Annotated in this window: 24 protein-coding genes; 7 read left to right on the top strand and 17 right to left on the bottom strand. The window is 44.6% G+C overall.

Going from position 1 to position 21,815, the window contains the following annotated elements:
• Positions 1-16: 16 nt before the first annotated feature.
• The 10 genes from FTV34_RS03445 to ubiG all read right to left on the bottom strand — a co-directional run bounded on the left by FTV34_RS03445 (position 17) and on the right by ubiG (position 8,286).
• Positions 17-949, bottom strand: coding sequence for a sulfonate ABC transporter substrate-binding protein (locus tag FTV34_RS03445; protein ID WP_257218576.1), 933 nt, complete (start codon positions 947-949; stop codon positions 17-19).
• A gap of 88 nt (positions 950-1,037) precedes the next feature.
• A complete protein-coding gene (locus FTV34_RS03450; RefSeq protein ID WP_180068887.1) occupies positions 1,038-1,997 on the bottom strand; it encodes a sulfonate ABC transporter substrate-binding protein in 960 nt (319 codons plus the stop codon).
• 334 nt (positions 1,998-2,331) lie between these two features.
• Positions 2,332-3,675 (bottom strand): amino-acid N-acetyltransferase, encoded by a 1,344-nt coding sequence (gene argA, locus FTV34_RS03455; RefSeq protein ID WP_179991887.1) that lies wholly within the window; start codon positions 3,673-3,675, stop codon positions 2,332-2,334.
• A 132-nt stretch (positions 3,676-3,807) separates the two neighbouring features.
• On the bottom strand, positions 3,808-4,170 hold the full coding sequence (locus FTV34_RS03460; protein ID WP_159124174.1) for an RcnB family protein: 363 nt from the start codon (positions 4,168-4,170) through the stop codon (positions 3,808-3,810).
• Positions 4,171-4,392: 222 nt separating this feature from the next.
• The gene (locus FTV34_RS03465) at positions 4,393-4,788 is read right to left on the bottom strand and encodes an RcnB family protein (RefSeq protein ID WP_034704024.1); all 396 of its coding nucleotides are present in this window, start codon (positions 4,786-4,788) and stop codon (positions 4,393-4,395) included.
• Between the two features lie 306 nt (positions 4,789-5,094).
• On the bottom strand, positions 5,095-5,250 hold the full coding sequence (locus tag FTV34_RS03470) for a hypothetical protein (RefSeq protein ID WP_004781372.1): 156 nt from the start codon (positions 5,248-5,250) through the stop codon (positions 5,095-5,097).
• A 182-nt stretch (positions 5,251-5,432) separates the two neighbouring features.
• Positions 5,433-5,852 carry a hypothetical protein gene (locus tag FTV34_RS03475; protein WP_180002558.1) on the bottom strand — a complete coding sequence of 140 codons (420 nt, stop codon included), beginning with the start codon at positions 5,850-5,852 and terminating at the stop codon, positions 5,433-5,435.
• A gap of 223 nt (positions 5,853-6,075) precedes the next feature.
• Entirely contained in the window at positions 6,076-6,822 is a 747-nt protein-coding gene (locus FTV34_RS03480; RefSeq protein ID WP_179991891.1) for a YciK family oxidoreductase, read from the bottom strand.
• Positions 6,823-6,871: 49 nt separating this feature from the next.
• Positions 6,872-7,561: an HAD family hydrolase gene (locus FTV34_RS03485; RefSeq protein ID WP_034170271.1), complete on the bottom strand. Its 690-nt coding sequence runs from the start codon at positions 7,559-7,561 to the stop codon at positions 6,872-6,874.
• Positions 7,558-8,286, bottom strand: coding sequence for a bifunctional 2-polyprenyl-6-hydroxyphenol methylase/3-demethylubiquinol 3-O-methyltransferase UbiG (ubiG, locus tag FTV34_RS03490; protein ID WP_034704015.1), 729 nt, complete (start codon positions 8,284-8,286; stop codon positions 7,558-7,560). Before ubiG ends, FTV34_RS03485 begins: the two co-directional genes overlap by 4 nt.
• A 226-nt stretch (positions 8,287-8,512) precedes the next feature.
• On the opposite strand from ubiG, the gene FTV34_RS03495 reads away from it, so the two are divergent.
• Positions 8,513-9,130, top strand: a complete 618-nt coding sequence (locus FTV34_RS03495; RefSeq protein WP_004781380.1) for a thiol:disulfide interchange protein DsbA/DsbL — start codon at positions 8,513-8,515, stop codon at positions 9,128-9,130.
• Between the two features lie 98 nt (positions 9,131-9,228).
• Here FTV34_RS03495 and FTV34_RS03500 read toward each other — a convergent pair whose 3' ends face one another.
• Positions 9,229-9,858: a TetR family transcriptional regulator gene (locus FTV34_RS03500; protein ID WP_180068889.1), complete on the bottom strand. Its 630-nt coding sequence runs from the start codon at positions 9,856-9,858 to the stop codon at positions 9,229-9,231.
• 194 nt (positions 9,859-10,052) lie between these two features.
• On the opposite strand from FTV34_RS03500, the gene rph reads away from it, so the two are divergent.
• Together rph and FTV34_RS17890 are read left to right on the top strand one after the other, a co-directional pair.
• Positions 10,053-10,769 (top strand): ribonuclease PH, encoded by a 717-nt coding sequence (rph, locus tag FTV34_RS03505; RefSeq protein ID WP_004781384.1) that lies wholly within the window; start codon positions 10,053-10,055, stop codon positions 10,767-10,769.
• 149 nt (positions 10,770-10,918) lie between these two features.
• Positions 10,919-11,041, top strand: coding sequence for a hypothetical protein (locus FTV34_RS17890; RefSeq protein ID WP_005232802.1), 123 nt, complete (start codon positions 10,919-10,921; stop codon positions 11,039-11,041).
• A gap of 87 nt (positions 11,042-11,128) precedes the next feature.
• Here FTV34_RS17890 and nadC read toward each other — a convergent pair whose 3' ends face one another.
• Positions 11,129-11,974, bottom strand: a complete 846-nt coding sequence (gene nadC / locus FTV34_RS03510) for a carboxylating nicotinate-nucleotide diphosphorylase (protein WP_034704010.1) — start codon at positions 11,972-11,974, stop codon at positions 11,129-11,131.
• A gap of 181 nt (positions 11,975-12,155) precedes the next feature.
• Between nadC and ampD the strand changes: the two genes are divergently transcribed.
• Entirely contained in the window at positions 12,156-12,728 is a 573-nt protein-coding gene (gene ampD, locus FTV34_RS03515) for a 1,6-anhydro-N-acetylmuramyl-L-alanine amidase AmpD (protein ID WP_159124180.1), read from the top strand.
• Between the two features lie 77 nt (positions 12,729-12,805).
• Complete coding sequence (gene murJ, locus FTV34_RS03520; protein ID WP_171505608.1) at positions 12,806-14,356, top strand: murein biosynthesis integral membrane protein MurJ; 1,551 nt, start codon at positions 12,806-12,808, stop codon at positions 14,354-14,356.
• A gap of 84 nt (positions 14,357-14,440) precedes the next feature.
• On the opposite strand, the gene FTV34_RS03525 is transcribed toward murJ, so the two are convergent.
• Entirely contained in the window at positions 14,441-14,599 is a 159-nt protein-coding gene (locus FTV34_RS03525; protein WP_004647174.1) for a DUF1328 domain-containing protein, read from the bottom strand.
• Between the two features lie 192 nt (positions 14,600-14,791).
• Here FTV34_RS03525 and FTV34_RS03530 point away from each other — a divergent pair, with 192 nt between their 5' ends.
• A complete protein-coding gene (locus FTV34_RS03530; RefSeq protein ID WP_004781392.1) occupies positions 14,792-15,244 on the top strand; it encodes a YcgN family cysteine cluster protein in 453 nt (150 codons plus the stop codon).
• Between the two features lie 43 nt (positions 15,245-15,287).
• Here the strand turns inward: FTV34_RS03530 and FTV34_RS03535 are convergent, their stop codons facing one another.
• Positions 15,288-17,420 carry a bifunctional diguanylate cyclase/phosphodiesterase gene (locus FTV34_RS03535; RefSeq protein ID WP_180068891.1) on the bottom strand — a complete coding sequence of 711 codons (2,133 nt, stop codon included), beginning with the start codon at positions 17,418-17,420 and terminating at the stop codon, positions 15,288-15,290.
• A gap of 267 nt (positions 17,421-17,687) precedes the next feature.
• Here FTV34_RS03535 and FTV34_RS03540 point away from each other — a divergent pair, with 267 nt between their 5' ends.
• Positions 17,688-18,962 (top strand): replication-associated recombination protein A, encoded by a 1,275-nt coding sequence (locus FTV34_RS03540; protein WP_180031978.1) that lies wholly within the window; start codon positions 17,688-17,690, stop codon positions 18,960-18,962.
• Between the two features lie 267 nt (positions 18,963-19,229).
• On the opposite strand, the gene purC is transcribed toward FTV34_RS03540, so the two are convergent.
• Genes purC through dapA form a run of 3 tightly spaced genes read right to left on the bottom strand, consistent with a single transcriptional unit; the run spans position 19,230 to position 21,505 of the window.
• The gene (gene purC, locus FTV34_RS03545) at positions 19,230-19,949 is read right to left on the bottom strand and encodes a phosphoribosylaminoimidazolesuccinocarboxamide synthase (RefSeq protein WP_004781395.1); all 720 of its coding nucleotides are present in this window, start codon (positions 19,947-19,949) and stop codon (positions 19,230-19,232) included.
• Positions 19,950-19,987: 38 nt separating this feature from the next.
• On the bottom strand, positions 19,988-20,593 hold the full coding sequence (locus FTV34_RS03550; RefSeq protein ID WP_034703997.1) for a lipoprotein-34 precursor (NlpB): 606 nt from the start codon (positions 20,591-20,593) through the stop codon (positions 19,988-19,990).
• A 12-nt stretch (positions 20,594-20,605) separates the two neighbouring features.
• Entirely contained in the window at positions 20,606-21,505 is a 900-nt protein-coding gene (gene dapA, locus FTV34_RS03555) for a 4-hydroxy-tetrahydrodipicolinate synthase (RefSeq protein ID WP_125278859.1), read from the bottom strand.
• Positions 21,506-21,815 lie beyond the last annotated feature (310 nt).

Here is a 21,815-nt window from a genome sequence, read left to right on the forward strand (position 1 = left end):
GTCTTTGATCCTTAGATTATTTGCCTGCCCAAACGGCTTGCTGAATATTGATAGATTTCGGAATGATCTTGAGTTCGCTGAAACGGTTTGCGAGTTCCTGCTGATCGGCAATTACTTTCTTGGTGAGCGGTGCCGCACCAGACGGATTCGGACGACGCTGGATAAAGGTCTGGCTGACAATCGGTTTTAGACCGGTACTTTGTGCAAAGATGCTTGCAGTTTCAGCCTTATGGCTTTGTACCCATTTATCTGCAACATTGACCTGCTTGATAATGCCTTTTAAGGCTTGCGGGTGATTTTTGATCAAATTTTCTGAAGCCAGGTAAAAGGTATAATTCGGACTTAAGCCCTTGCCTGAAGATAAAACTCTGGCTTTATCTTCTACTTGAGCCGCAGCATAGTACGGATCCCAAATTGCCCAGGCATCAATCGCCCCTTTCTGGAAAGCTGCACGCGCATCAGCAGGGCTTAACCAGACCGGCTGGATATCGGTCCATTGCAGACCCGCTTTGCGTACTGCCTGCACCAGTAAATAATGTGAGCTTGAACCGCGGTGTACGCCGACACGTTTACCTTTGAGCTGGCTCAGCTTGGTAATTTTGGAATTATGCTGGACCAGAATGGCAGAAGATAAAGGTTTTGCAGTTTCATAAGCAAAATAGTGCAATGGCTTATTGCCTGCCTGAGCGTAGACAGGAGGTGTATCTCCAGTTGCACCTACATCAATAGAACCTACCGCCAGTGCTTCTAGAATTTGTGGTCCGCCTGGAAATTCGTTCCAGCTGATTTTTGCATTTGGAAATTCCTTTTCAAACAGCTTTTGCTGCTGTGCAATCACCAGGTTTACAGAGGCTTTTTGATAACCCACACGCAGCTGTTTAACTGAAGGATCCACTGCCCAAGCGGCACTTGAACCCAACATCGCGCAAGCAACTAATGCAGCGTTCATCCCATGACTGGAGGTCTTGAACCATGTGATTGCTTTGTTGTGTAGCTGATGTTGAGTCATGATTAAATCCCCTAAATTGTTCTTTGGTTTACTTCGCGATAATTGCAGATTGAATATTCAGTTTGGCTGGAATCAGTTGCTGGCCATAAAAGGCATCAGCCACCTGTTGTTGTTTTTGTGCCACTTCGGGAGTGAGTGGTTTTACTCCAAAACCCATGCGTGAAATAGACGTTTTCAATACATCAAAGGCCAAACCTGTTGGTTTTTCCAGAAGTTTGGCGGCTTTATCCTGATGAGCAGAGACCCACTCAGTGGTCAGGTTGAGTTCATTCACGACAGCTTCAATAATCTGTGGGTTGGCTTCAGCAAACTTGCGATCTGCCAGATAGAACTGATGGTTACTGATGATGTTCTCACCCGTGGCGATGACACGGGCACCAATCTGATGTTCTGCTGCAGCGAAGAACGGGTCCCAGATCACCCAGGCATCGACAGCACCGCGTTCAAAAGCGGCACGGGCATCAGAAGGTGGCAGGTAAACCACTTCGATATCACTGAGTTTCAGATTGTTGGCTTCAAGGACTTTAAGTAGTAAGTAATGAACATTTGAGCCTTTATTTAAGGCAACACGTTTGCCTTTCAGATCCTGAACTGACTGGATATTCGAATCTTTTTGTACGATTAGCGCTTCAGCTTTCGGTGCTTCAGGCTGATTGGCCACATAGACCAGATTTGAGTTCGCTGCTTGAGCAAAGATCGGTGGCGCTTCACCGGCTTCACCAAAAGATACGCTGCCGACATTCAAGCCTTCAAGCAACTGAGGACCAGCCGGGAATTCAACCCATTTCACATTCACGCCTTGTTCTTTTAATGACGTTTCTAAGGTGCCACGTTCTTTTAAGATCGGCAGTACGCCATATTTCTGGAAACCAATATTCAGGGTCACGGCTTCCTGTTTTTTGCCACAGCCAGAAAGCATCATCACGCCAGCCACCGCAGCACTAAGGACCGCAGTTTTTGTGAATAATTGAATGTGTGATTGGCGCATGAATCAGAACTCCTGAAAATTTAGAAATGTGAAATGAAGAACTTAGGCATACGCTAAAGCTTTTTACTTTTCTAAAAAAATAACTATTCAGGAATTTCTAATGAAGAAAAAAGATAAATAAAAAAGTGCAAAACTTATGCAGGAAAGTGATTTACACATTAATTTAGGAAAAAAGAATTATTTATATAAGACAATGAAATATAAAATTATTTATTCTAAATAAAGTGGCCAGATATGCTTATTAGAAAATCAGCAATAGGATTTTTATGCTGAATACAGGTTTTATGAATATCGTTATCTAAAATAGAGATATGAGAGCGAATAAAAAGTCACTTTAAAGTGACTTTTTACAGACAATTGAATTGCGCTGATAATTATAAAAAGCCTGTCGGGCATCAGGCAAATCATCTACTGATGCCGGTTCAAAACCCTGTTCCAGAAACCAGTGTGCAGTACGGGTCGTTAAAATAAACAGTTGCTGAATACCCAGACTTTTGGCCTTATCTTCCAGATAATGCAGGATCTGGCTACCGCGGTTGGATTGACGGTAACTTGGATCTACTGCAACGCAGGCGATTTCTGCGGAACGCAGTTCATTGCCCGTAGTCGGAATCGGATACAGGGCAGCACAGGCCAGAATCATGCCGTCACGCTCAATTACCGCGAACTGGTCAATTTCATTTTCCAGACGCTCCCGCGAACGGTAAACCAGAATACCTTCTTCTTCTAAGGGGCGGAGCAAACGGATCAGGCCACCGACATCCTGAATATCGGCCATACGCACTTCTTCATAATGCGCATCGGTGATCATGGTGCCGGAACCATCCCGGGTGAACAGTTCTTCCAGCAAGGCGCCGTCATAGGTATATGAAATCAGATGAACACGATTGACGCCATTTCGGGAAGCTTCCTGAGCGGCCTTGAGCTGGAGCCGAATTTCAATATCCTGTTCATCAGAAAGAATATAGTCATCCAGTTGCTGTGGGGTTACTTCCCGTTTTAACTGGCCCTTACTGTCGAGCAGACCATGCTGTCGACCCAAGATAATCAGTTTATCTGCTTTGAGGCGGGTCGCAGTTTTGGTTGCAACTTCTTCAGCTAGAAGGTTAAAAACTTCGCCTGTCGTTGAATAGCCGGTCGGACCGAGAATCACAATATTATGATTGTCCAGATGACGTTGAATCGCATCAGTATCAATCGCCCGAACTTCACCAGTTAACTGAAAATCGACCCCGTCACGGATGCCATAAGGTTTGGCTGTCACAAAATTTCCTGAAACGGCATCAATGCGCGCACCATACATGGGTGAATTGGCCAGCCCCATCGACAATAGCGCCTCAATCTGTAAACGGATCGATCCTACTGCATTCAGTACACAGCTTAAGGATTCACGAGTTGTGACCCGACGCTGCTGATGGAAAGGGGTCTCGAAGCCACTCGCAGCCAGATTCTGGTTAATCTGCGGACGCGCGCCGTGCACCAGAATCAGCCGGATTCCTAAAGAATTGAGCAGGGCAATATCATGAATGATGTGCTGAAAGTTGTCATGCAATACCGCTTCACCATCAAACATGATCACAAAGGTTTTATTGCGATGAGCATTGATATAAGGCGCAGAATGGCGAAACCAGTGCACATATTGCAAGGTGTTGCTCGGTGAGGTTTCTGCTGCAGTCATAGCTGTGCCTATTTCAACATTTAAAGATCTAGCTTTGATTCTAATGAAAAAATACTGAAGTGGAAGTACAGATATAAAAAAACACCTAAAGCGAGCTTCAGGTGTCTGCTAGAAGGGCAGAAAAGAGAATGATTAGTTGATGATTCGAACAATCTTGTCATTACGATCGTTGACTAGTACATAGTCACCATTGATTTTGTACCATTGCTGGTTTTTACCTGCTTTCGGCAGACGGCGTGCTTCATAGCCACTGACTTCAAAGCGACGGTTGTCATACTGGTTTGGCAGTTTTTGACCTACACGCCAGTCACGGCTTGGGTTAACCCCACGGTTGTTGTAACGACGGTCATCCCATTTTTTCGCATCTTTATGATTCCAGTGCGGTGCTGGTTTATGCGGTGCATAACGTGGATCATGATGCTGCGGTGCTGCCATTGCAGAAGTAGCAACCAGCGCACTAAGAGATAAGGCAATTGTAGTTAAAACTTTTTTCATGGCTCTCACCTAAAAATCTGTACATGTTTTCGATGAGATTAAATTAGCGAATAAGTAGATAGAAAGCGTGAGGCCAGTTTAGTGGAATTGTTAAATTCATGAAGGAATTTAGGAGATTAGCCACGATTAAAAGGAAAGCTCTAAAATAAGAAAAAGCCTAAAAAGGCTCATCCGAAAAATCAAAAAGCCCAAACGAGGTTGGGCTTTGCATCAGGTTCTAAATCAGTCTCCGATAATCCGGACAATACTGTTATTTTCAGAGTTCACCAGAATGTAGTCATTGTTGACTTTGTACCATTGCTGCTTACGGTCTGGTTTAGGCAGTTTATGGTCCTTATATTCGACCTTGTAGCCATTACTGCGATAATGCTGCGGCATGACATAGCCAGGCTGCCAGCGTAACTGTTGCAGACGTTTAACACCACGTTCTTCACGCATACGACGTTTATCATACTGGTCTTGGTGATCGTCATGGAACTCACGCGATTTCTTGGCCTGATGATGACCCGGACCCCGTTCCATACGCTGTTCATCATTGAAATGAGGGGCAGCGTTTGCAACATTTGCCAGCATGAATGCACTGCAGGACATCGCCAATGCTACCAGAACCTTTTTCATGTTGAACCCTCATTCAATTGTTCATTTTCTACAGTAACTAATGTACGGAAAAATTGCAGAGAAACTGTGAAGAACTGGCTGAAGTTTTATATCAATTACAGAGAAATTATGATTATGCCATGATTTTACATAAGCTTAGGATGCACTTCAGTCAGTTGACCAGTTATGCCCAGCCCCATTGGCATTTCAGCAAAACAGGGATCAAGATGCAAGCGCAATGTCCTGAATTGTGTATCAAAACCGTCTCAAATTAGTGGAAAAATATTCTTTTTAAGCACCAGATCTTGATTCGGTCATTGCAATTTTTCAATTCCACTGTTCCGTTAAACCCTGTAAGGACTGAATGGCTTCAGCCACAGACTCTGCCTCGACTGCATCTTCTAAAGCCAAAATCAGGGCAGTTGATAACTGCAAGTTTTCAATACGACGAATAGTTTCAGTTTTACGTTTTTGGTCTGCCATTTAATTTTCCTTCGCTTTGATTTAACTTGAAAAGCATTATAAAAATTTTATATTAATTTGAGAAACCGAATAATTTTATATTATTGATTCGTTAAAACGATTTATGTCTGTTTTTTAAAGAATTTAAGGATAAAAAAGAGCATCATCCGTAAATGTGCTCTTTCGGGGTCTAATGAACGATCTTAATAGGCATAGTTCAGATCAGTATAGTCACTTAGGGATTTCTGTACATGTGCCTGAATAAAAGTACGCACATCTTCTGCTGTCATTGCTTTGCCCTGATTGCTGATCACATGTTCAATTTCAGGCTGACCTTCGATCTTGATGCGATAGACAAAGTGTTTCGCTACCTGATAACGATCGCCCAGCTTTTCGATACCCGTCACATAATGATAGGAATGTTCAAAATTCAGATCGGTATGGGAAAAGACAAACTGGTCAAACAGTTTCAGTTTTTGACCATTTTCGAGTGCCTGAATGTCATCGACAATGCTGGCATCAAACTTCATGCCGTATTTTTCAGAGATCGGCTGCTGATCGACCAGCAGAGAGACCATGCCATCTTCCAAAGTCGTCACGGTGATGTTGTTTAAGTCAGTCATGTTGCACTCAAATAAAAATCTGTTGGCGCTAGTATAGGGGAATTTGCAGCGAACTGAATAAAGACAGTATTGTAGAAATAAGAAAGGTCTGGCTGATTCAGTCTGAAATCTGGATGAATTGGGCAGAAGAATAAGCCAGCTTTCAAATGGGTCTTATCTTTATAGAGTTTAAAAACAAAAAGCCAATGCGGACATTGGCTTTTAAATAGGCGTCAATTAAAGCTTAATCTTGAGCATCAATACTTTGACCATTCATATGCAAGCTATCTTCACCCATCAGGTACAGATAGGCTGGCATGATGGAATCCGGTGTCGGTAAGGTTTTCGGATCTTCATTCGGATAAGCCTTGGCACGCATTGCCGTACGTGTAGCGCCTGGATTGATACAGTTAAAACGGATATTCGAATTGACCCGTTCTTTGGCAAATAACTGGCTCACTGCTTCAATGGCAATTTTTGAAACTGAATAAGCGCCCCAGCATTCCCGGGCTTCACGACCTACGCCGGAACTGGCAAAGACCACCGAAGCATGTTTGGATTTTTCCAGCAGAGGTAACAGGGCTTGGGTAATCACAAAAGGCGCACGAAGGTTAACTGCCATGACATCATCCCAGACATTGACCGGGTATTCCGCCAACGGCACTCGTTCGCCTAAAATACCGGCATTATGCAAAATCCCGTCCAGACGGCCAAACTGGCGATCGAGCGTGTCGAGCAATAACTCATAATCACGTTCAGAGGCGCTAGATAACTGTAATGGGAGAATGGCAGGTTGCGGCGCCCCCAAGCTTTCAATCTCGTCATAGATGACTTCAAGCTTGTTTAAGGTACGCCCATGCAGAACTACAGTCGCCCCATGCAGGGCATAGCTGATTGCTGCTGCACGACCAATGCCATCGCCCGCACCCGTGATCAGGATGATACGATCTTTTAACAGATCGGGGCGAGGTTGATATTCTGAATACTTCATTATCTACCTCCTCATTATTATTGTTAAGTGTCTTCAGTAGTTTCAGGAATCAAGACAGGACACTTGGCTCGCTCAAGACCAGTTTTTGAATGTGCTGGTGTAACTCGTTCACTGTATTCACTATATAGTCGGCTTGCCAGGCTGTTAAGTCATCTTTGTATTGCAGTGGTAAATAACCGTATGCTGCCAGTATGGTATACATTTTGGCATTGCGGCCAGCATCAATATCCCGTGGATGGTCACCGACATAGATACAGTCTTCTGCAGCCAGCTGTAACTGCTGGGCAGCCAGATACATTGGCTCCGGATCTGGCTTGGTTCGAGTTACATCTTCCGGACAGACCAGTACGGCACAGCGCTCGGTCAGGTTTAAAGCTTTGAGTAAAGCTTCGCTCAACCAGCGCGGTTTATTGGTTACGATTCCCCAAGGGATATCATTTTCCTCTAATTCTTCAAGTAGAGGATACATTCCGCTGAACAGGTCTGTATCCACAGCAATATCTGCACCATACATATCCAGAAAACGCTGGCGATGATCCAAGAAAACCGGGTCTTCCAGTTGCAGTTCCGGATAGACCAATTTGACCATAGCACGTGCACCTTCTGAAACCTGGGTACGGATCAGATCAGCTTCCACCACGTCACGGCCGGCTTCACGGCACATATGCTGGATAATCCGGATAAAGTCAGCTGCGGTATCAATTAAAGTACCATCCAGGTCGAATAGAACCGCCTTCATTGGGCAGCCTCTTGCGCACTTTCTTTAACGGTATACACCATATAGTTCACGTCAACATTCGGTGCCAGCCAGTAACGCTTGGTCAGCGGGTTATAATGCAGGCCAGTCATATCTTTCAGTTTTAAACCGGCATTACGGATGTCGTGCGCCAGTTCAGACGGCTTGATGAATTTGCTGTAATCATGTGTACCTTTGGCCAGCATACGCAGGATATATTCTGCGCCAATGATCGCGAACAGATAAGATTTTGGATTACGGTTAATGGTCGAGAAGAAGACATGGCCACCAGGTTTGGCCAGTTTATAACAGGCCTGAATAATAGAGGCTGGATCAGGTACATGTTCCAGCATTTCCATACAGGTAACCACATCGTATTGACCGGCTTGCTCTTCTGCCAGCTGTTCTACCGGAATCTGACGGTATTCAATATTGCTAACATCTTCCTGCTCAGCATGGATGCGTGCCACATTCAGTGGCGCTTCGCCCATATCAATGCCCAGCACCTGAGCGCCACGGCGCGCCATGCTTTCTGACAGGATGCCCCCGCCACAGCCCACATCCAGCACTTTCTTGCCGCTCAAGCCACCAGCATGTTCATCAATCCAGTTGAGACGCAACGGATTGATCATATGCAATGGGCGGAACTCGGAATGCTGATCCCACCATATAGCTGCAAATGCTTCAAACTTGGCAATTTCTTGTGGATCAACATTCAATTGCGACATCGGTGTTACCTCAATCAGTCGTGATTATTTAAAATTTAAGTTCGCCCAGAGGCGGTATAAACAGATTTAACTTCTTGTAAATCAGTACACTTGTTTAGTGTAGCGATTCTGGAAAAAAAAGCGATAAAAGCTGTAAAAAAGTTCACAGAATAAAAACGAAACCGGCATAATTACTTTATAGTGAAGCCATAAATTAGACATAATGATTTAGAGGACGATAATCCCAATGAAAAAATTTATTTTAGGCACTGTAGCCGCATCTGTTTTGGCATTTTCTGGCAGTGCAATGGCCGCCAACTTTGTAGCAGGTCAAGACTATCAAGTCCTGGCGAATCCAGTAAAAGTTGAAAAGCCGGGGAAAATTGAAGTCCGTGAATTCTTCTGGTATGGCTGTGGTCACTGCTATTCTCTTGAACCACACATGCAAAGCTGGTTAAAAAAATTGCCTAAAGATGTACGTTTTGTACGTACTCCAGCGGCGATGAATCCGCTATGGGAACAGGCAGCTCGTGCGTATTATGTGTCTGAAGCTCTAGGTGTTCGTCAAAAAGCACATTTGCAGCTATTCCATGATATTCATGCGAAGAAACAGCCAATTCTGGAACAGGCTCAATTGGCTAAGTTCTATACCCGTTATGGTATTTCTGAAGCGAAATTTAATACCACCTATAAATCATTCCCGATTTCTTCAAAAATCGCACAGGCCAAAAATCTGGCTGCGACTTATCAGTTAAGCGGCGTACCAGCGGTAACCGTAAATGGTAAGTATGTGGTTCAGGGCGATGATGCCAAAGTGGTTCAAGTGGTAAATTATCTGGTTGAAAAAGAGCGTAAAGCTAAATAAAACCAGATCTGCATGAATCTAAAAACCCGCTGTTATATGCGGGTTTTTTATGTCAGGATAAAATTGAACTGCGAAATAGATTTCACTCAGATGAGATCTCAGGCTTGAGATAAAATTCCACGAAATAACAGTTCTAACTGCTTTAGGCTTTGCGCTTTGAAGTCATTTATCCGAGTTTGCCGCAGTGCAGGATCAGGCTGTGCCTGAAGCTGAATCCAGCCCATAGCCCAGTTTAATGCGAGAGGAACCAGGATCTGTGCCAGTGCGGTTAATTCGGCTGGAGAAGGAGATTGCTGGACGGCTGGAATCTGTTCCAGGGTATGCCTTAAATCTTGGGTCAGATAATGAATTTCCCGCTCAATCCCTTGTCTGAGAATGATAGAACCGCCCCAACGTTCGGCACTCACAAATGTCCAGGCTTCGGGATGTGCATCAACTGCCTGAAAAAACAGTTCGATCTTGGCTGAAAGCTCATCAAGAGAAAAATCTGCAGGTCCTAACTGATTCAGCACACCTTTGAGATGAATTGAAACCTGATCCAGAAGTTCTAGTCCCAACTGATCCATATTCTGAAAGTGTCGATAAAATGCGGCAGGTACTAGTCCGACTTCATGAGTGATTTCGCGCAGGCTGATGCTGCTAAAGGCATGGCCACGGCTGCTCAATGCCAAGGTAGCATCGAGGAGGGCCTGACGGCTTTGTTGCTTGCGTTCTTCACGTAAAGACATAGGGATTTTCCTTCGGCAGATCTGCAGTTTAGCAAAAAACATCTGTCTATCGCAGTAGCCCCAATGGACTGAAAAATCTATACAAGCAAGGCGTGTCCAGTGATTTTGTAAATGATCTGTCCTCTGTTCCAATCTTGGCGGAGGCTTCTGTTATACTGAGCCGCAATTATTTTTAGTCAACAGCAGGACCTATTATGCGTATCGACCAACGAGCATTAGATCAATTACGTGAAGTGAAAATTACCCGTAACTATACACGTTATGCGGAAGGTTCCGTATTGGTTGAATTTGGTCATACCAAAGTGCTGTGTACTGCCAGTGTGGACAGCTCTGTACCACGTTTCCTAAAAGGTCAGGGCCAAGGCTGGGTAACAGCAGAATACGGCATGCTGCCACGTTCAACACATACCCGTAGTGATCGTGAAGCTGCTCGCGGCAAACAAAGTGGCCGTACTCAGGAAATCCAGCGTCTGATCGGTCGTAGCCTACGTTCAATGGTCGACCTGAAAAAACTTGGTGAAAATACCATTACCATTGACTGTGACGTGATCCAGGCAGATGGTGGTACCCGTACTGCATCAATTACGGGTGCAGCCGTAGCATTGATTGATGCCATGAACGTATTGCTTGAGAAAAAGAAAATTAAACAGGACCCACTTAAAGGTCTGGTAGCAGCCATTTCTGTAGGTATTTTTAAAGATGAAGTCTTGCTGGATCTTTGCTATGAAGAAGATTCAAACTGTCAGACTGACTTGAATGTCGTGATGACTCAGGCAGGTGAATTTATTGAAATCCAAGGTACTGCTGAAGATAAGCCATTTACCCGTGAGCAATGCAATGACATGCTGGCCATGGCTGAAAAAGGGATTCAGGAACTGATCAAGAAACAGCAAGAAGCTTTGGGCTGGTAAGCTTTTCAAGTTGTAAAAAACGCATCTTCGGATGCGTTTTTTATTGTACCTACACATTGCCTGACAAAAAATGAACAGGATCTGTCTACTGTGTAACCTCTGTTTTAAGCGATGATCTTTTAACCAAATCTCATTCAGAGGGGTATAACATGAAAATATGGTTAATGGCATTTTCAGTATTTGCTGTGCTGGGTTTAACTGCCTGCGATTCGAATTCTCGTGATGAAAACCGCGATGGTGCAAATATGGAACGAGGAAGTGATACCAATTAACAGAGTAGAGCCCATTCAACCTCTATGATTTATATCCTTGAGAATAAGAAAAAGGGTGCTGTGGCACCCTTTTTTAATAATAAGACTTTAACCATTAAAACGCATCGACAGGTCAATGGCTTTGACATCTTTGGTCAGTACGCCCATCGAAATATAATCTACGCCTGTACTCGCCACTTCACGTAAGTTATCAATGGTGATATTGCCTGAAGCTTCCAGTTTACAGCGACCAGCCACATGTTTAACGGCATCAATCATTTGCTGCTGACTGAAATTATCCAGCATCACGATATCAGCCTCGGCTTCTAGGGCCTGATTCAGTTCATCCCAGGTTTCAACTTCCACTTCAACTGGTTTACCCGGTGCAATCTGGTGGGCCATGGCAATCGCCTGGCGAATGCCGCCGGCTGCCATAATATGATTTTCTTTAATCAAAAAGGCATCGAATAGGCCCAGACGGTGATTCTGACCACCACCGACAGCAACAGCATATTTTTGGGCAATACGTAAGCCTGGCAGCGTTTTACGGGTATCTAAGAGCTTGGTATGCAGACCGTCCAACTCTTTGACATAGGTTGCTGTTTTGGTCGCAACTGCAGACAGCGTCTGTACAAAGTTCAGGGCAGGGCGTTCTACAGTCAGTAGGCTACGTGCAGAACCGGCCAGTTTTAGAAAAGCTTCATTGGCAGCGACATGATCGCCGTCATTTTTTAGCCAGATCACTTCTACACTCGGATCATAGGCCTGAATCAGGGCATTGACCCAAGGCTGACCAGCAAGAACCATTGCTTCACGGCTAATAATCGTGGCAGTCGCCTGTTCATCTTCAGGAGTCAGCAGGGCAGTAATGTCACCATCGCCAATATCTTCGGAGAGTGCTTGTTGAATATTGATCTGAATCGACTGTTCTAGCAAAGCCTGAGATATGCTCATGAGTATTTCCGTATCTTTTTTAGCCGTGAAAAATTGTGCGTTATCTTAACACCGTTACATTAAAATGAGCGATTTTTCATACAGCCTGCCGGGATGAATTGAGATTTGCCTATGAAAGTTTTAGCATTAAGCCGGCTGCAATCCTGATATTGCAGATTTTATTTTTGTACAGGACAGTTTTATGCAACAGGCAGCTGAGTTTCAAATCCGGGACGGGCAATTGCTCGGGGCGCGCCAGATCCCTTCTCCAAATTTTAATCAGCGGCCTGAACATACCGACATCCAGTTACTGGTGATCCATAACATCAGTCTGCCGCCGTCACAGTTTGGTGGTGGCTATATTGAACAGTTTTTTCAGAATCAGCTGGAGTGGTCAGTGCATCCGTATTTTCGGACTATTGAAGGCATGCAGGTGTCGGCGCATCTGCTGATTTTGCGTTCTGGTGAAGTGCTGCAGTTTGTGAATTTCAATGACCGAGCCTGGCATGCAGGTCGTTCTAACTATCTGGCCAAAAAAGAATGTAATGATTATTCCATCGGGATTGAACTGGAAGGCAGTGATGACCTGCCGTTTGAACAGGCACAATATGATGCCTTGGTCAAAGTCACCGCCTGTTTACAAGACTATTATCCAAAAATGCAGCAGCATATTGCCGGACATTCGGATATTGCACCGGGACGTAAAACCGATCCGGGACCATATTTTGACTGGTGTGCTTTTCGTGCCCAGTTACAACATTATAAGAACCCATGACCCTTCAGGAAGTCATGTGATTAAGCAATGAACTTCTTTTGCAAGTTTCATTACAATAGGCCCAAATTAATTATTAGGTGAATAGGATGGCGCTTTGGCGTTCGACCGTAATTGTCAGTGCGATGACCATGTTGTCGCGGGTTCTGGGATTGGTCCGGGATGTGGTTTTACTGAATGTATTCGGTGCCGGTAAAGATTTCGATACCTTCGTGGTGGCATTTCGTATTCCAAACTTTTTCAGACGACTGTTTGCAGAAGGGGCATTCTCCCAAGCCTTTATTCCGGTACTGACTGAATATAAGACCAGTCGCACCCATGCAGAAGTGCAGATCCTGATCAGCCGGGTCTTTGGCTGTCTGGCTACCTTCATGACCACCCTGACCATGATTGCCATCATTGCCGCACCGGTGATCATGTATATCTATGCGCCAGGGTTTCATGGCGATGAAGCAAAGTTTGCGCTGGCCACAGACATGTTCCGTCTGACCATTCCATACCTACTATTTATGTCACTGACGGCTTTTGCCAGCAGTATTCTGAACAGTTATGGCTCTTTCAGTACGCCAGCCTTTGCTCCGGTTTTATTGAATATTGCCATGATTGCCGGTGCGCTCTGGCTCACGCCTTTTATGGCAGAGCCGATTATGGCGCTAGGTTGGGCCGTCGTCATTGCCGGGATTTTGCAGCTGGCAATCCAGATTCCAGAGTTATGGCGTAAAAACCTGCTGATTCCACCGAAAGTGGACTTCAAGCATGAAGGGGTGGATCGCATCATGAAACTGATGCTACCCGCTTTATTTGGTGTATCCGTCACCCAGATCAACCTGTTACTGAATACGGTTTGGGCCTCTTTCATGCAGGACGGTTCAGTGTCGTGGCTGTATAGTGCTGAACGGATGACCGAGTTACCATTGGGTCTGATTGGTGTGGCAATCGGTACCGTGATTCTGCCGTCCTTATCCACACAGCATACAGAAAAGAATCCGGAAAAATTCCGCGACATGATGGATTGGGCAGCGAAAGTCATTGTGCTGGTGGGTCTACCAGCCAGTATTGCCTTGTTCATGCTGTCAACACCGATTATTCAGGCATTGTTTGAACGTGGACAGTTTACCTTTGAAGATACCCAGATGACTGCCTTGGCACTGCAATGTATGAGTGGTGGTGTGATTGCCTTTATGCTGATTAAAGTCTTTGCTCCCGGCTTCTATGCCCAGCAGGATACCCGTACACCGGTACGCGTCGGTTTAATGGCCGTGGCAGCCAATGCGATTCTGAACGTGATCTTTATTGGTTTCTTTAAGCTGATTCATTGGGAAGCGGAGCATATGGCACTGGCACTGGCTTCAACCGGTTCAGCCATGGTCAATGCAGGTCTGCTGTATTTCTATCTGCATCAACGCAATATTTTCCGTTTTGGCGCACACTGGAAAAAAATCTTTATGCAATTCATGTTTGCCAATGTGGTGATGATTGCAGCCTTGGCCTATGCACTGAGCTGGTACAATGGTGATGTATCACAGTGGATGCGTGTACTGGAAGTGCTGATTTTATGTGTGGTAGGAGTCGTGGCGTATTTGGCCGCATTGGTCGCTGCTGGTTTCAGACCACGCCATATCAAACCGTAATTCATTTTGGGCGCATAAAAAAACAAGAGCCAAATGGCTCTTGTTTTTTCTGTAGGAAACTTTTCCTTAAGCAAAACTCAGTCGCTAGACCTTGCCGCGAGAAAGGAAACCAACAATGGCAAGAATAACGGCAATCACCAATAAGATAATTGCGAAATCCTTAGATAAGCCTGCTACTCCACCGAAACCAAGTAGACTGGCAATCAAGGCAATCACAGCAAAAATAATAGCCCAGCGAAACATATCAATTCTCCATGTGTTTTTATTCTCAAATCCAGTATAGGAATATTCGATTTTGGGCACTGTTAGTGTTTTGTTGATGTACTGTCTCTGATTTAACAATAGTTTACGTGATATTAATAAGATTCACGTCCCTACATTTCCTTTGTTGAGACTTGGTATAATAAGCTGATTTTTACCATAGCCGTTTTGATTATGTCTGATGCCTTACGTCCATACTTCTGGAAAAAATATAGTCTCACTGAGCTGACGCCAGAAGAATGGGAAGCGCTTTGTGACGGTTGTGGGCTTTGCTGCCTGATCAAGCTGGAAGATGAAGACACCCACGAAGTCGCCTATACCAAAGTGGCTTGCAAATTACTGGACTGCAAAACTGCCCGCTGTTCGGATTATCCGAACCGGCTGCAATATGTGCCGGATTGTATCCAGCTGACACCTGAGAAACTGGACACTATTCACTGGTTACCCTCAAGCTGTGCTTATCGCCGAGTTGCTGAAGGGAAAAGCCTGCCATCCTGGCATTATCTGAAGACGGGTTCACGACAAAGCGTGATTCAGGCCAAAAAATCCGCTGCTGGTCGCTGCTTAAGTGAAGTCGATATTGATGAAGATGAAATTGATGAATATATCGTGCGCTGGGTGCGCTAATGATTAGCGCAATCCAACCCCGTCAAATGATTAAATAAAAAAATTAAGCTGCCTGTTGTAGCAGTTGCTGTGCTGAAGACCCGGACATAGGACGATAAAAATAAAAACCTTGTCCGATCTGGCAATCACAATTGATCAATGTGTCTAGCTGTTCGGTATTCTCAATGCCTTCGACCAGTACATCCAGAGAAATACTGGAACCAATCTGGGTAATGGCTTTAACAATGGCCAGCGCAGACGGATCATTGTTCATACGTTCTACAAAGTTGCGATCAATCTTGATGCAGTCGACCGGATATTCCTGCAAACGAGTCAGGGAAGAATGACCGGTACCGAAGTCATCCAGAGAAATATGAATTCCATGTTTTTTCAGCAGGTTCAGTGCCCGGATCACATAATTGGCTCCGCCTTCAGACAAGCTCTGCTCGGTAATTTCCAGCTCAACCTTATGCACAGGAATATCGAATCGGGACAGACGAGCCAGAAATTTCTCAGCATAGTCATCGCGCAGGAATTCAACTGGAGCTGCATTGATTGAAATTGGCAGAATATCCAGACCTTCGGCCTGCCAGCGGCTCATATCCTCAAAGACTTTCAGCTGCATGGTTTCACTGATGCGCGAAGCCAGATCATAGTCCTGGAAAGCTGAAAAAATATGAGAGGGTAACTGGATCTGATGCTGCTGATCCTGCCAGCGCAGCAAGGCTTCGAAACCAATCACCTCACCATCGGAGAGGCGAACCTTAGGCTGATAATAAGGAATAATCTGATCCGCATGAATAATCTTGCGTGCCAGCGTCAGTTGTTTGGTCATGTTTTCCAGTGATCTGAACATCTCCTGATTAAACATGCGAATCCCGCCACGACCACTATTTTTCAGATCATTCAGGGCAATATCGGCACATTTCAGCAGGTTAGAGCTATTCTGGGCATCACGCGGATAAACGGTACAACCAATACTCATGCCGATACTCATACGATGGCCGACATAACTCACTGGTTGTTCTAGTTGAGCATAGGCCAGTTGTGCGGTATTAATCAGCTGGGCTTCGTTTTCCAAGTTTTTGACCAGAATGGCAAACTCATCTCCGCCCAGACGGGCAACGACTATATTGTTGGAGCCAAAACAGGCCTGAAAACGCTTGCCCAAGACATGCAACAAATGATCTCCGGCAATATGACTCAGGGTGTCATTGATATGCCGGAAATAGTCCAGATCGATCAGGAGCAGGCCAACCATCATTTGCTGTTGCTTGGCTTTTAGCAGCACCTGTTTAAAGGTCTTATAAAAGGCATTGCGGTTATACAGTCCGGTCAGCTCATCACGCTGAATTACGGCTTTTAAACGGCTTTCGGCTATTTTTTGCTGACTGATATTACGTGAAACACACAGAATATTTTGGGGAATATTATTTTCGTCCAATACCGGAGTCAGTAAATGATCCCAATATTCTGGGTCCTGATTCTCTGTCTGGGCTTTTTCTACAAAACGGCTATTTAAGCCTTGAGCAGCCTGTTTTAAAGCGCGCTGTCCGGTCTTTTTAACCTCGGCTGGTAACAGGCTTAACCATGAATGCGGGGCAGGCTGCTGTTCAGGATCAATCCCTAACTTATGACAGGCTGACTGATTGATATGACGGATCTCGCCTTGTGGAGACATCACTTTAATACAGTCAACACTGGCATCCAGCATGTTTTTCTGGGTAGAAATGACCTGAGACAGTTGTTGCTGAATCTCAAAATATTCATGGATGTCCGTCAGTGATACCGACCATTGCAGCAGATGTTCCGCGGTATGCTGAAACTTAATAGCCAAGGCACACATACGGTAGCTGGAATCAGCCGATTTAATCCGGCACTGGGTATTAAAGCCTTGTTGCTGATTCAGGGCAGCATGCCATTGCTTAGAAAACGCTGGTTGATCATCTGGATGAATCAGGCTTTGCCATTCTTTAGGACCATATTTACTTAAATTGGTGCCTAAATAATCCGAAAGTGCCTGATTAAAATATTCAATATTATCTTTGCCCAGCACCCAGAGTGGATGTGGCACATCATTGATCAGGTCCTGTAATAATCTGAATTTTGCCTGTTGCTCATTAGAAGATTGTATCGAGGTTGAAATAAGCGACTCAGCGCATTCTGCAGTTGTTCGTCTAGATTTATTATGCTTCATGCATCCCCACCGATACCACCCAAAGAGCATCCAATCAGTTGCTCAAGTCCATTCTAATTAATATGAGACAATGTGAAATTTACAAGGTTATTCACCTGTAATTAATCATGTTCTATTTATCTACTTTTCATAAGATTAATCCATTCATTGTAAAAAAAATAGAGCTTTCTTACATAAATTAAATTTTTCTCATAAATGTTTGAAATATTGGAATCAAAACTACCGGTGTTAGAATGAAAGCAGAATTTAATTTGAGCCAATAATAAGATGTCAGACAGTCATATCCCGCTTCCAGAACGCTTGCGGCCTCGCGACCTTACAGAAATTATCGGGCAGGATCACTTGCTTGGAGAGAATGCACCTCTACGTCAGATGATTGACCAGGGGCATTTACCATCGATTATCTTCTGGGGGCCACCTGGAGTAGGTAAAACCACAATTGCCTTGCTACTTGCCCAAGCGGTGGACCGGCCATTTATCAGCCTGTCTGCACTTAATACTGGTGTGAAGGAGTTGCGTGAAGTCATTGCAGAAAGTGGTGATCTGCTGACGCCCGTGGTGTTTATTGACGAGATTCACCGTTTTAATAAATCCCAGCAGGATGCACTGCTGAATGCCGTCGAAAAAGGCAAAATTACCTTGATTGGTGCGACGACGGAAAATCCATCTTTTGAAGTCAATAGTGCCTTGCTGTCACGTTGTCAGGTCTATACCTTAAATGCGCTGAGTGATGAAGCGATTCAGACTTTACTGACTCAGGCGATTCAGACTGACAAATTTCTGCAGGAACGCTATATCCAGATTGAAGAATTTGACGTCTTATTGCAGTTTGCCGCTGGGGATGCGCGTAAGGCCCTCAATTTGCTGGATCTGATTGCCAGTACCTTTGAGGCTGACCAGGAAAATATCATTACCAATGCGATTGTGGTCAAAGTCGCACAGCAGAATATTGCCCGTTATGACAAATCTGGCGAACAGCACTATGATCTGGTTTCGGCCTTCATCAAGTCGATTCGTGGCAGTGATCCGGATGCTGCCCTGTACTGGATGGCGCGTATGCTCAAAGGTGGTGAAGATCCGGTCTTTATTGCCCGCCGTATGCTGATTGCAGCATCAGAAGATATTGGCAATTCCAATCCGAATGCCTTGTTGCTGGCGGGCGAATGCTTCCGCTCAGTTCAAGCGATTGGCATGCCGGAATGCCGGATTATTCTGGGACAATGTGCGGTTTACCTGGCGACTAGTGCCAAAAGTAATAGTACCTATCTGGCGATTAACAAGGCGATGGATCTGGCTGAAAAAACGGCCAATTTGCCAGTGCCTTTACATCTACGTAATGCACCGACCAAAATGATGAAAGAGCAGGGCTATGGGGTAAATTATCTGTATCCGCACAACTATCCGGAACATTTTGTCCTGCAAGATTACCTGCCGCCTGAGCTGAAAGGCACCAAGCTGTACGAATCGGCACGTAATAAGCGTGAAGTAGAAGGCGAACGTCTGCAACAACGTCGCTGGCAGCAGGAACAACAGCAGCAATAAGCAAAAAAAAGCCCAATTCAAGGAGAATTGGGCTGAAATAGGATGTCTTGGGGGAGATACATCCTAGAGGGTAAGGGTATAAATCTGGTCAGCAACATCAGATGGATTGCATCTGCTGGGGATGTTGCTGGGATGCAGTAATATTAAGGCATGCATTGAATAATGTAAAAACGATCATTTTTATTAATAAAATTCATTTTTTCGATCATAAGATTAGACAATAAAAAACCGGGTTATTAACCCGGTTCTTTGAAGCACTATTAGTGCTTAGATATCTTCAAGATTGATACCTAAACGTGCTGCAACTTCTTCGTACGCTTCAACCACGCCGCCTAGGCCTTGACGGAAACGGTCTTTATCCAGTTTTTTCTTGGTGTCTTTATCCCATAGACGGCAACCGTCTGGAGAGAATTCGTCACCCAGTACGATACGGTCGTGGAACACACCAAATTCAAGTTTAAAGTCAACCAGAAGCATATTACCCGCTTCGAATAATGCTTTAAGCACATCGTTCACTTGGTAAGTCAGTTCTTTCATTTTTGCCAGTTGTTCAGCAGTCGCCCAACCTAAAGCAATCGCTTGAGATTCGTTCACCATTGGATCGCCTAGCGCGTCATCCTTGAAGAACAATTCGAATGTAGGAGGCGTTAATTCTTTACCTTCTTCTACACCCAGACGACGGCATAAAGAACCCGCAGCATAGTTACGTACCACACATTCTACTGGAATCATTTTAAGTTTTTTCACTAACACTTCAGTTGGTGTCAGCAGTTTCTCAAAATGAGTTTCAATACCAGCAGCAGCCAGCTTTTCCATGATGAAGGCGTTAAAACGGTTATTCACCTTACCTTTACGATCCAGTTGTTCGATTTTTTCGCCATTGAATGCGGACGCATCGTCACGAAAAACTAAAATCAGGTGGTCTTCACTGTCCGTGGTATAGACAGATTTCGCTTTACCAGTATAGAGCAAGGTTTGTTTTAACATGAGGGAACCTTCTACAAAAAAAAATGCCTAGAAAATGTCTAGGCTGGCCAATTTTGGTAAATCTGGTTTAACAGTTCTGCTGCTTTTTCGCGGTCGGCAAAACTGTTATCGGGATTAAACACAGCCAGGGTGTTACTCGAACCTGCGGGAGAGAGTCTTAAAACATAGGTTTGCTGATCAACCTGAATCGTTACTTCATAACGATCTTTATTTTGACCAACGATAGAATGGTTAAGGCTGCTAAGCGTGGCAAGAGTGTATTGCCATATTGTAGCAGCATTTCCATCAATTTTGAGCAGTGGATTTTGATTTCCGTCAGTGACTAATTGCGGCTTTCCTGAAAAATTTTCTTGAGTTTCATCTGCTTGAGTTGAATTTACTGGCTGTGCAGTAGGGCGTGGCATCGCAAAGCGGTTACCACGCTGATTTTCAAGCTTTGGTGCATTTTCCAGGGCAAGCGGATCCACTGTCGGAGCAGGGTACAAAGGCGTTGCAGGACGAACCATTGACCCTTCAGGATATTGTAATGGTTGCAGCGTGGTTGTTTCTTTATAGTCCAAGGTACCGTTTTTAAAGGCCATTGAACTACAACCTGCTAAACTGAATACTGAAAGTGCCAGGGTAAGTCCTAAACGTAATTGCATAATCGTTGCTCTTTATTTAATGACGCTCGCTTCTACAAGTGCCTCATGAAGCGGAGCGCGATATTGTTCTGCAAGTGGTGTTAATGGAAGGCGAATACCTGTACCAATTAAGCCCATATCATGGAGAGCCCATTTCACAGGAATTGGGTTTGATTCGCAAAATAGAATATTGTGTAAATTTGCAACCTGAGCATTGAGCTCTTCAGCACGTGCAGCATCGCCTGCAATGGCTGCAGCACATACTTCACTCATGACTTTAGGTGCAACGTTGGCAGTCACAGAGATATTACCTTTGGCACCATGACCCATTAACTCATAGGCAGTTGCATCATCACCTGAGTAAACGGTCATGTTTTTACCTGCCAGACCTTCAATCAGGGCAGCACCACGGGCTACATCACCTGTTGCATCTTTAATGCCCACGATCTGTGGAATATCTGCCAGACGGATCACGGTTTCATTAGCCATATCCACGCCAGTACGGCCTGGAACGTTATAAAGAATTTGAGGTAGGTCAACCGCTTCAGCAATGGCTTTATAATGCTGGTATAAACCTTCCTGAGTCGGTTTGTTGTAGTAAGGAGTAACCAGCAGGGCAGCATCAGCGCCAAGTTCTTTGGCTTCCTGAGTCAGCTCGATTGCTTCACGAGTCGAGTTTGCGCCTGTACCGGCAATGATAGGAATACGTTTGTTGGCAACACGAATGATTTCTTTGATCACTTGAGTGTGCTCGCTCATGCTGAGCGTTGATGCTTCACCAGTAGTACCTACAGCCACAATGCTGTTAGTGCCTTCTGCAATATGCCACTCAACCAGCTTCTCGAGACCCTTCCAATCTACGCTGCCATCTTCAAACATGGGGGTGACGATTGCGACAATGGAACCCTGAATGGTCTGTGCTTGCTGAGTCATTTTAAAAAACTATCCTATTTGTCCATCCGAAGAGAATGAGAAAACATATTTGGGATGGGTTTGTATTTTGATTTGTAGCAAATTCAATAGATTTGCACTGAATTGAATATTGCTTATGCAAATTATGACTGATCAAACGCATAAGAACAATATGCTTTAGTAAAAGCCACTGAATTCTTTATACAAAGCCTCTAGGCAACAATCAAGTTTTAATCGTTATGATTTTTTGCTGTCCAAATCATCCTTTATCCTCCAGCAGTATGAAAGCTAATGAATTCATTTTTTCAGGAAAAAATACAAAGAATAAGTT

The sequence above is a fragment of the Acinetobacter sp. YH16038 genome (assembly GCF_013417275.1).
In the GTDB taxonomy this organism is placed as follows: domain Bacteria; phylum Pseudomonadota; class Gammaproteobacteria; order Pseudomonadales; family Moraxellaceae; genus Acinetobacter.

Coding starts and splice junctions, on each gene's coding strand:
- FTV34_RS03445 (WP_257218576.1), bottom strand. CDS start 949: ATGAACGCTGCATTAGTTGCTTGCGCGATGTTGGGTTCAAGTGCCGCT.
- FTV34_RS03450 (WP_180068887.1), bottom strand. CDS start 1,997: ATGCGCCAATCACACATTCAATTATTCACAAAAACTGCGGTCCTTAGT.
- argA (WP_179991887.1), bottom strand. CDS start 3,675: ATGACTGCAGCAGAAACCTCACCGAGCAACACCTTGCAATATGTGCAC.
- FTV34_RS03460 (WP_159124174.1), bottom strand. CDS start 4,170: ATGAAAAAAGTTTTAACTACAATTGCCTTATCTCTTAGTGCGCTGGTT.
- FTV34_RS03465 (WP_034704024.1), bottom strand. CDS start 4,788: ATGAAAAAGGTTCTGGTAGCATTGGCGATGTCCTGCAGTGCATTCATG.
- FTV34_RS03470 (WP_004781372.1), bottom strand. CDS start 5,250: ATGGCAGACCAAAAACGTAAAACTGAAACTATTCGTCGTATTGAAAAC.
- FTV34_RS03475 (WP_180002558.1), bottom strand. CDS start 5,852: ATGACTGACTTAAACAACATCACCGTGACGACTTTGGAAGATGGCATG.
- FTV34_RS03480 (WP_179991891.1), bottom strand. CDS start 6,822: ATGAAGTATTCAGAATATCAACCTCGCCCCGATCTGTTAAAAGATCGT.
- FTV34_RS03485 (WP_034170271.1), bottom strand. CDS start 7,561: ATGAAGGCGGTTCTATTCGACCTGGATGGTACTTTAATTGATACCGCA.
- ubiG (WP_034704015.1), bottom strand. CDS start 8,286: ATGTCGCAATTGAATGTTGATCCACAAGAAATTGCCAAGTTTGAAGCA.
- FTV34_RS03495 (WP_004781380.1), top strand. CDS start 8,513: ATGAAAAAATTTATTTTAGGCACTGTAGCCGCATCTGTTTTGGCATTT.
- FTV34_RS03500 (WP_180068889.1), bottom strand. CDS start 9,858: ATGTCTTTACGTGAAGAACGCAAGCAACAAAGCCGTCAGGCCCTCCTC.
- rph (WP_004781384.1), top strand. CDS start 10,053: ATGCGTATCGACCAACGAGCATTAGATCAATTACGTGAAGTGAAAATT.
- FTV34_RS17890 (WP_005232802.1), top strand. CDS start 10,919: ATGAAAATATGGTTAATGGCATTTTCAGTATTTGCTGTGCTGGGTTTA.
- nadC (WP_034704010.1), bottom strand. CDS start 11,974: ATGAGCATATCTCAGGCTTTGCTAGAACAGTCGATTCAGATCAATATT.
- ampD (WP_159124180.1), top strand. CDS start 12,156: ATGCAACAGGCAGCTGAGTTTCAAATCCGGGACGGGCAATTGCTCGGG.
- FTV34_RS03525 (WP_004647174.1), bottom strand. CDS start 14,599: ATGTTTCGCTGGGCTATTATTTTTGCTGTGATTGCCTTGATTGCCAGT.
- FTV34_RS03530 (WP_004781392.1), top strand. CDS start 14,792: ATGTCTGATGCCTTACGTCCATACTTCTGGAAAAAATATAGTCTCACT.
- FTV34_RS03535 (WP_180068891.1), bottom strand. CDS start 17,420: ATGAAGCATAATAAATCTAGACGAACAACTGCAGAATGCGCTGAGTCG.
- FTV34_RS03540 (WP_180031978.1), top strand. CDS start 17,688: ATGTCAGACAGTCATATCCCGCTTCCAGAACGCTTGCGGCCTCGCGAC.
- purC (WP_004781395.1), bottom strand. CDS start 19,949: ATGTTAAAACAAACCTTGCTCTATACTGGTAAAGCGAAATCTGTCTAT.
- FTV34_RS03550 (WP_034703997.1), bottom strand. CDS start 20,593: ATGCAATTACGTTTAGGACTTACCCTGGCACTTTCAGTATTCAGTTTA.
- dapA (WP_125278859.1), bottom strand. CDS start 21,505: ATGACTCAGCAAGCACAGACCATTCAGGGTTCCATTGTCGCAATCGTC.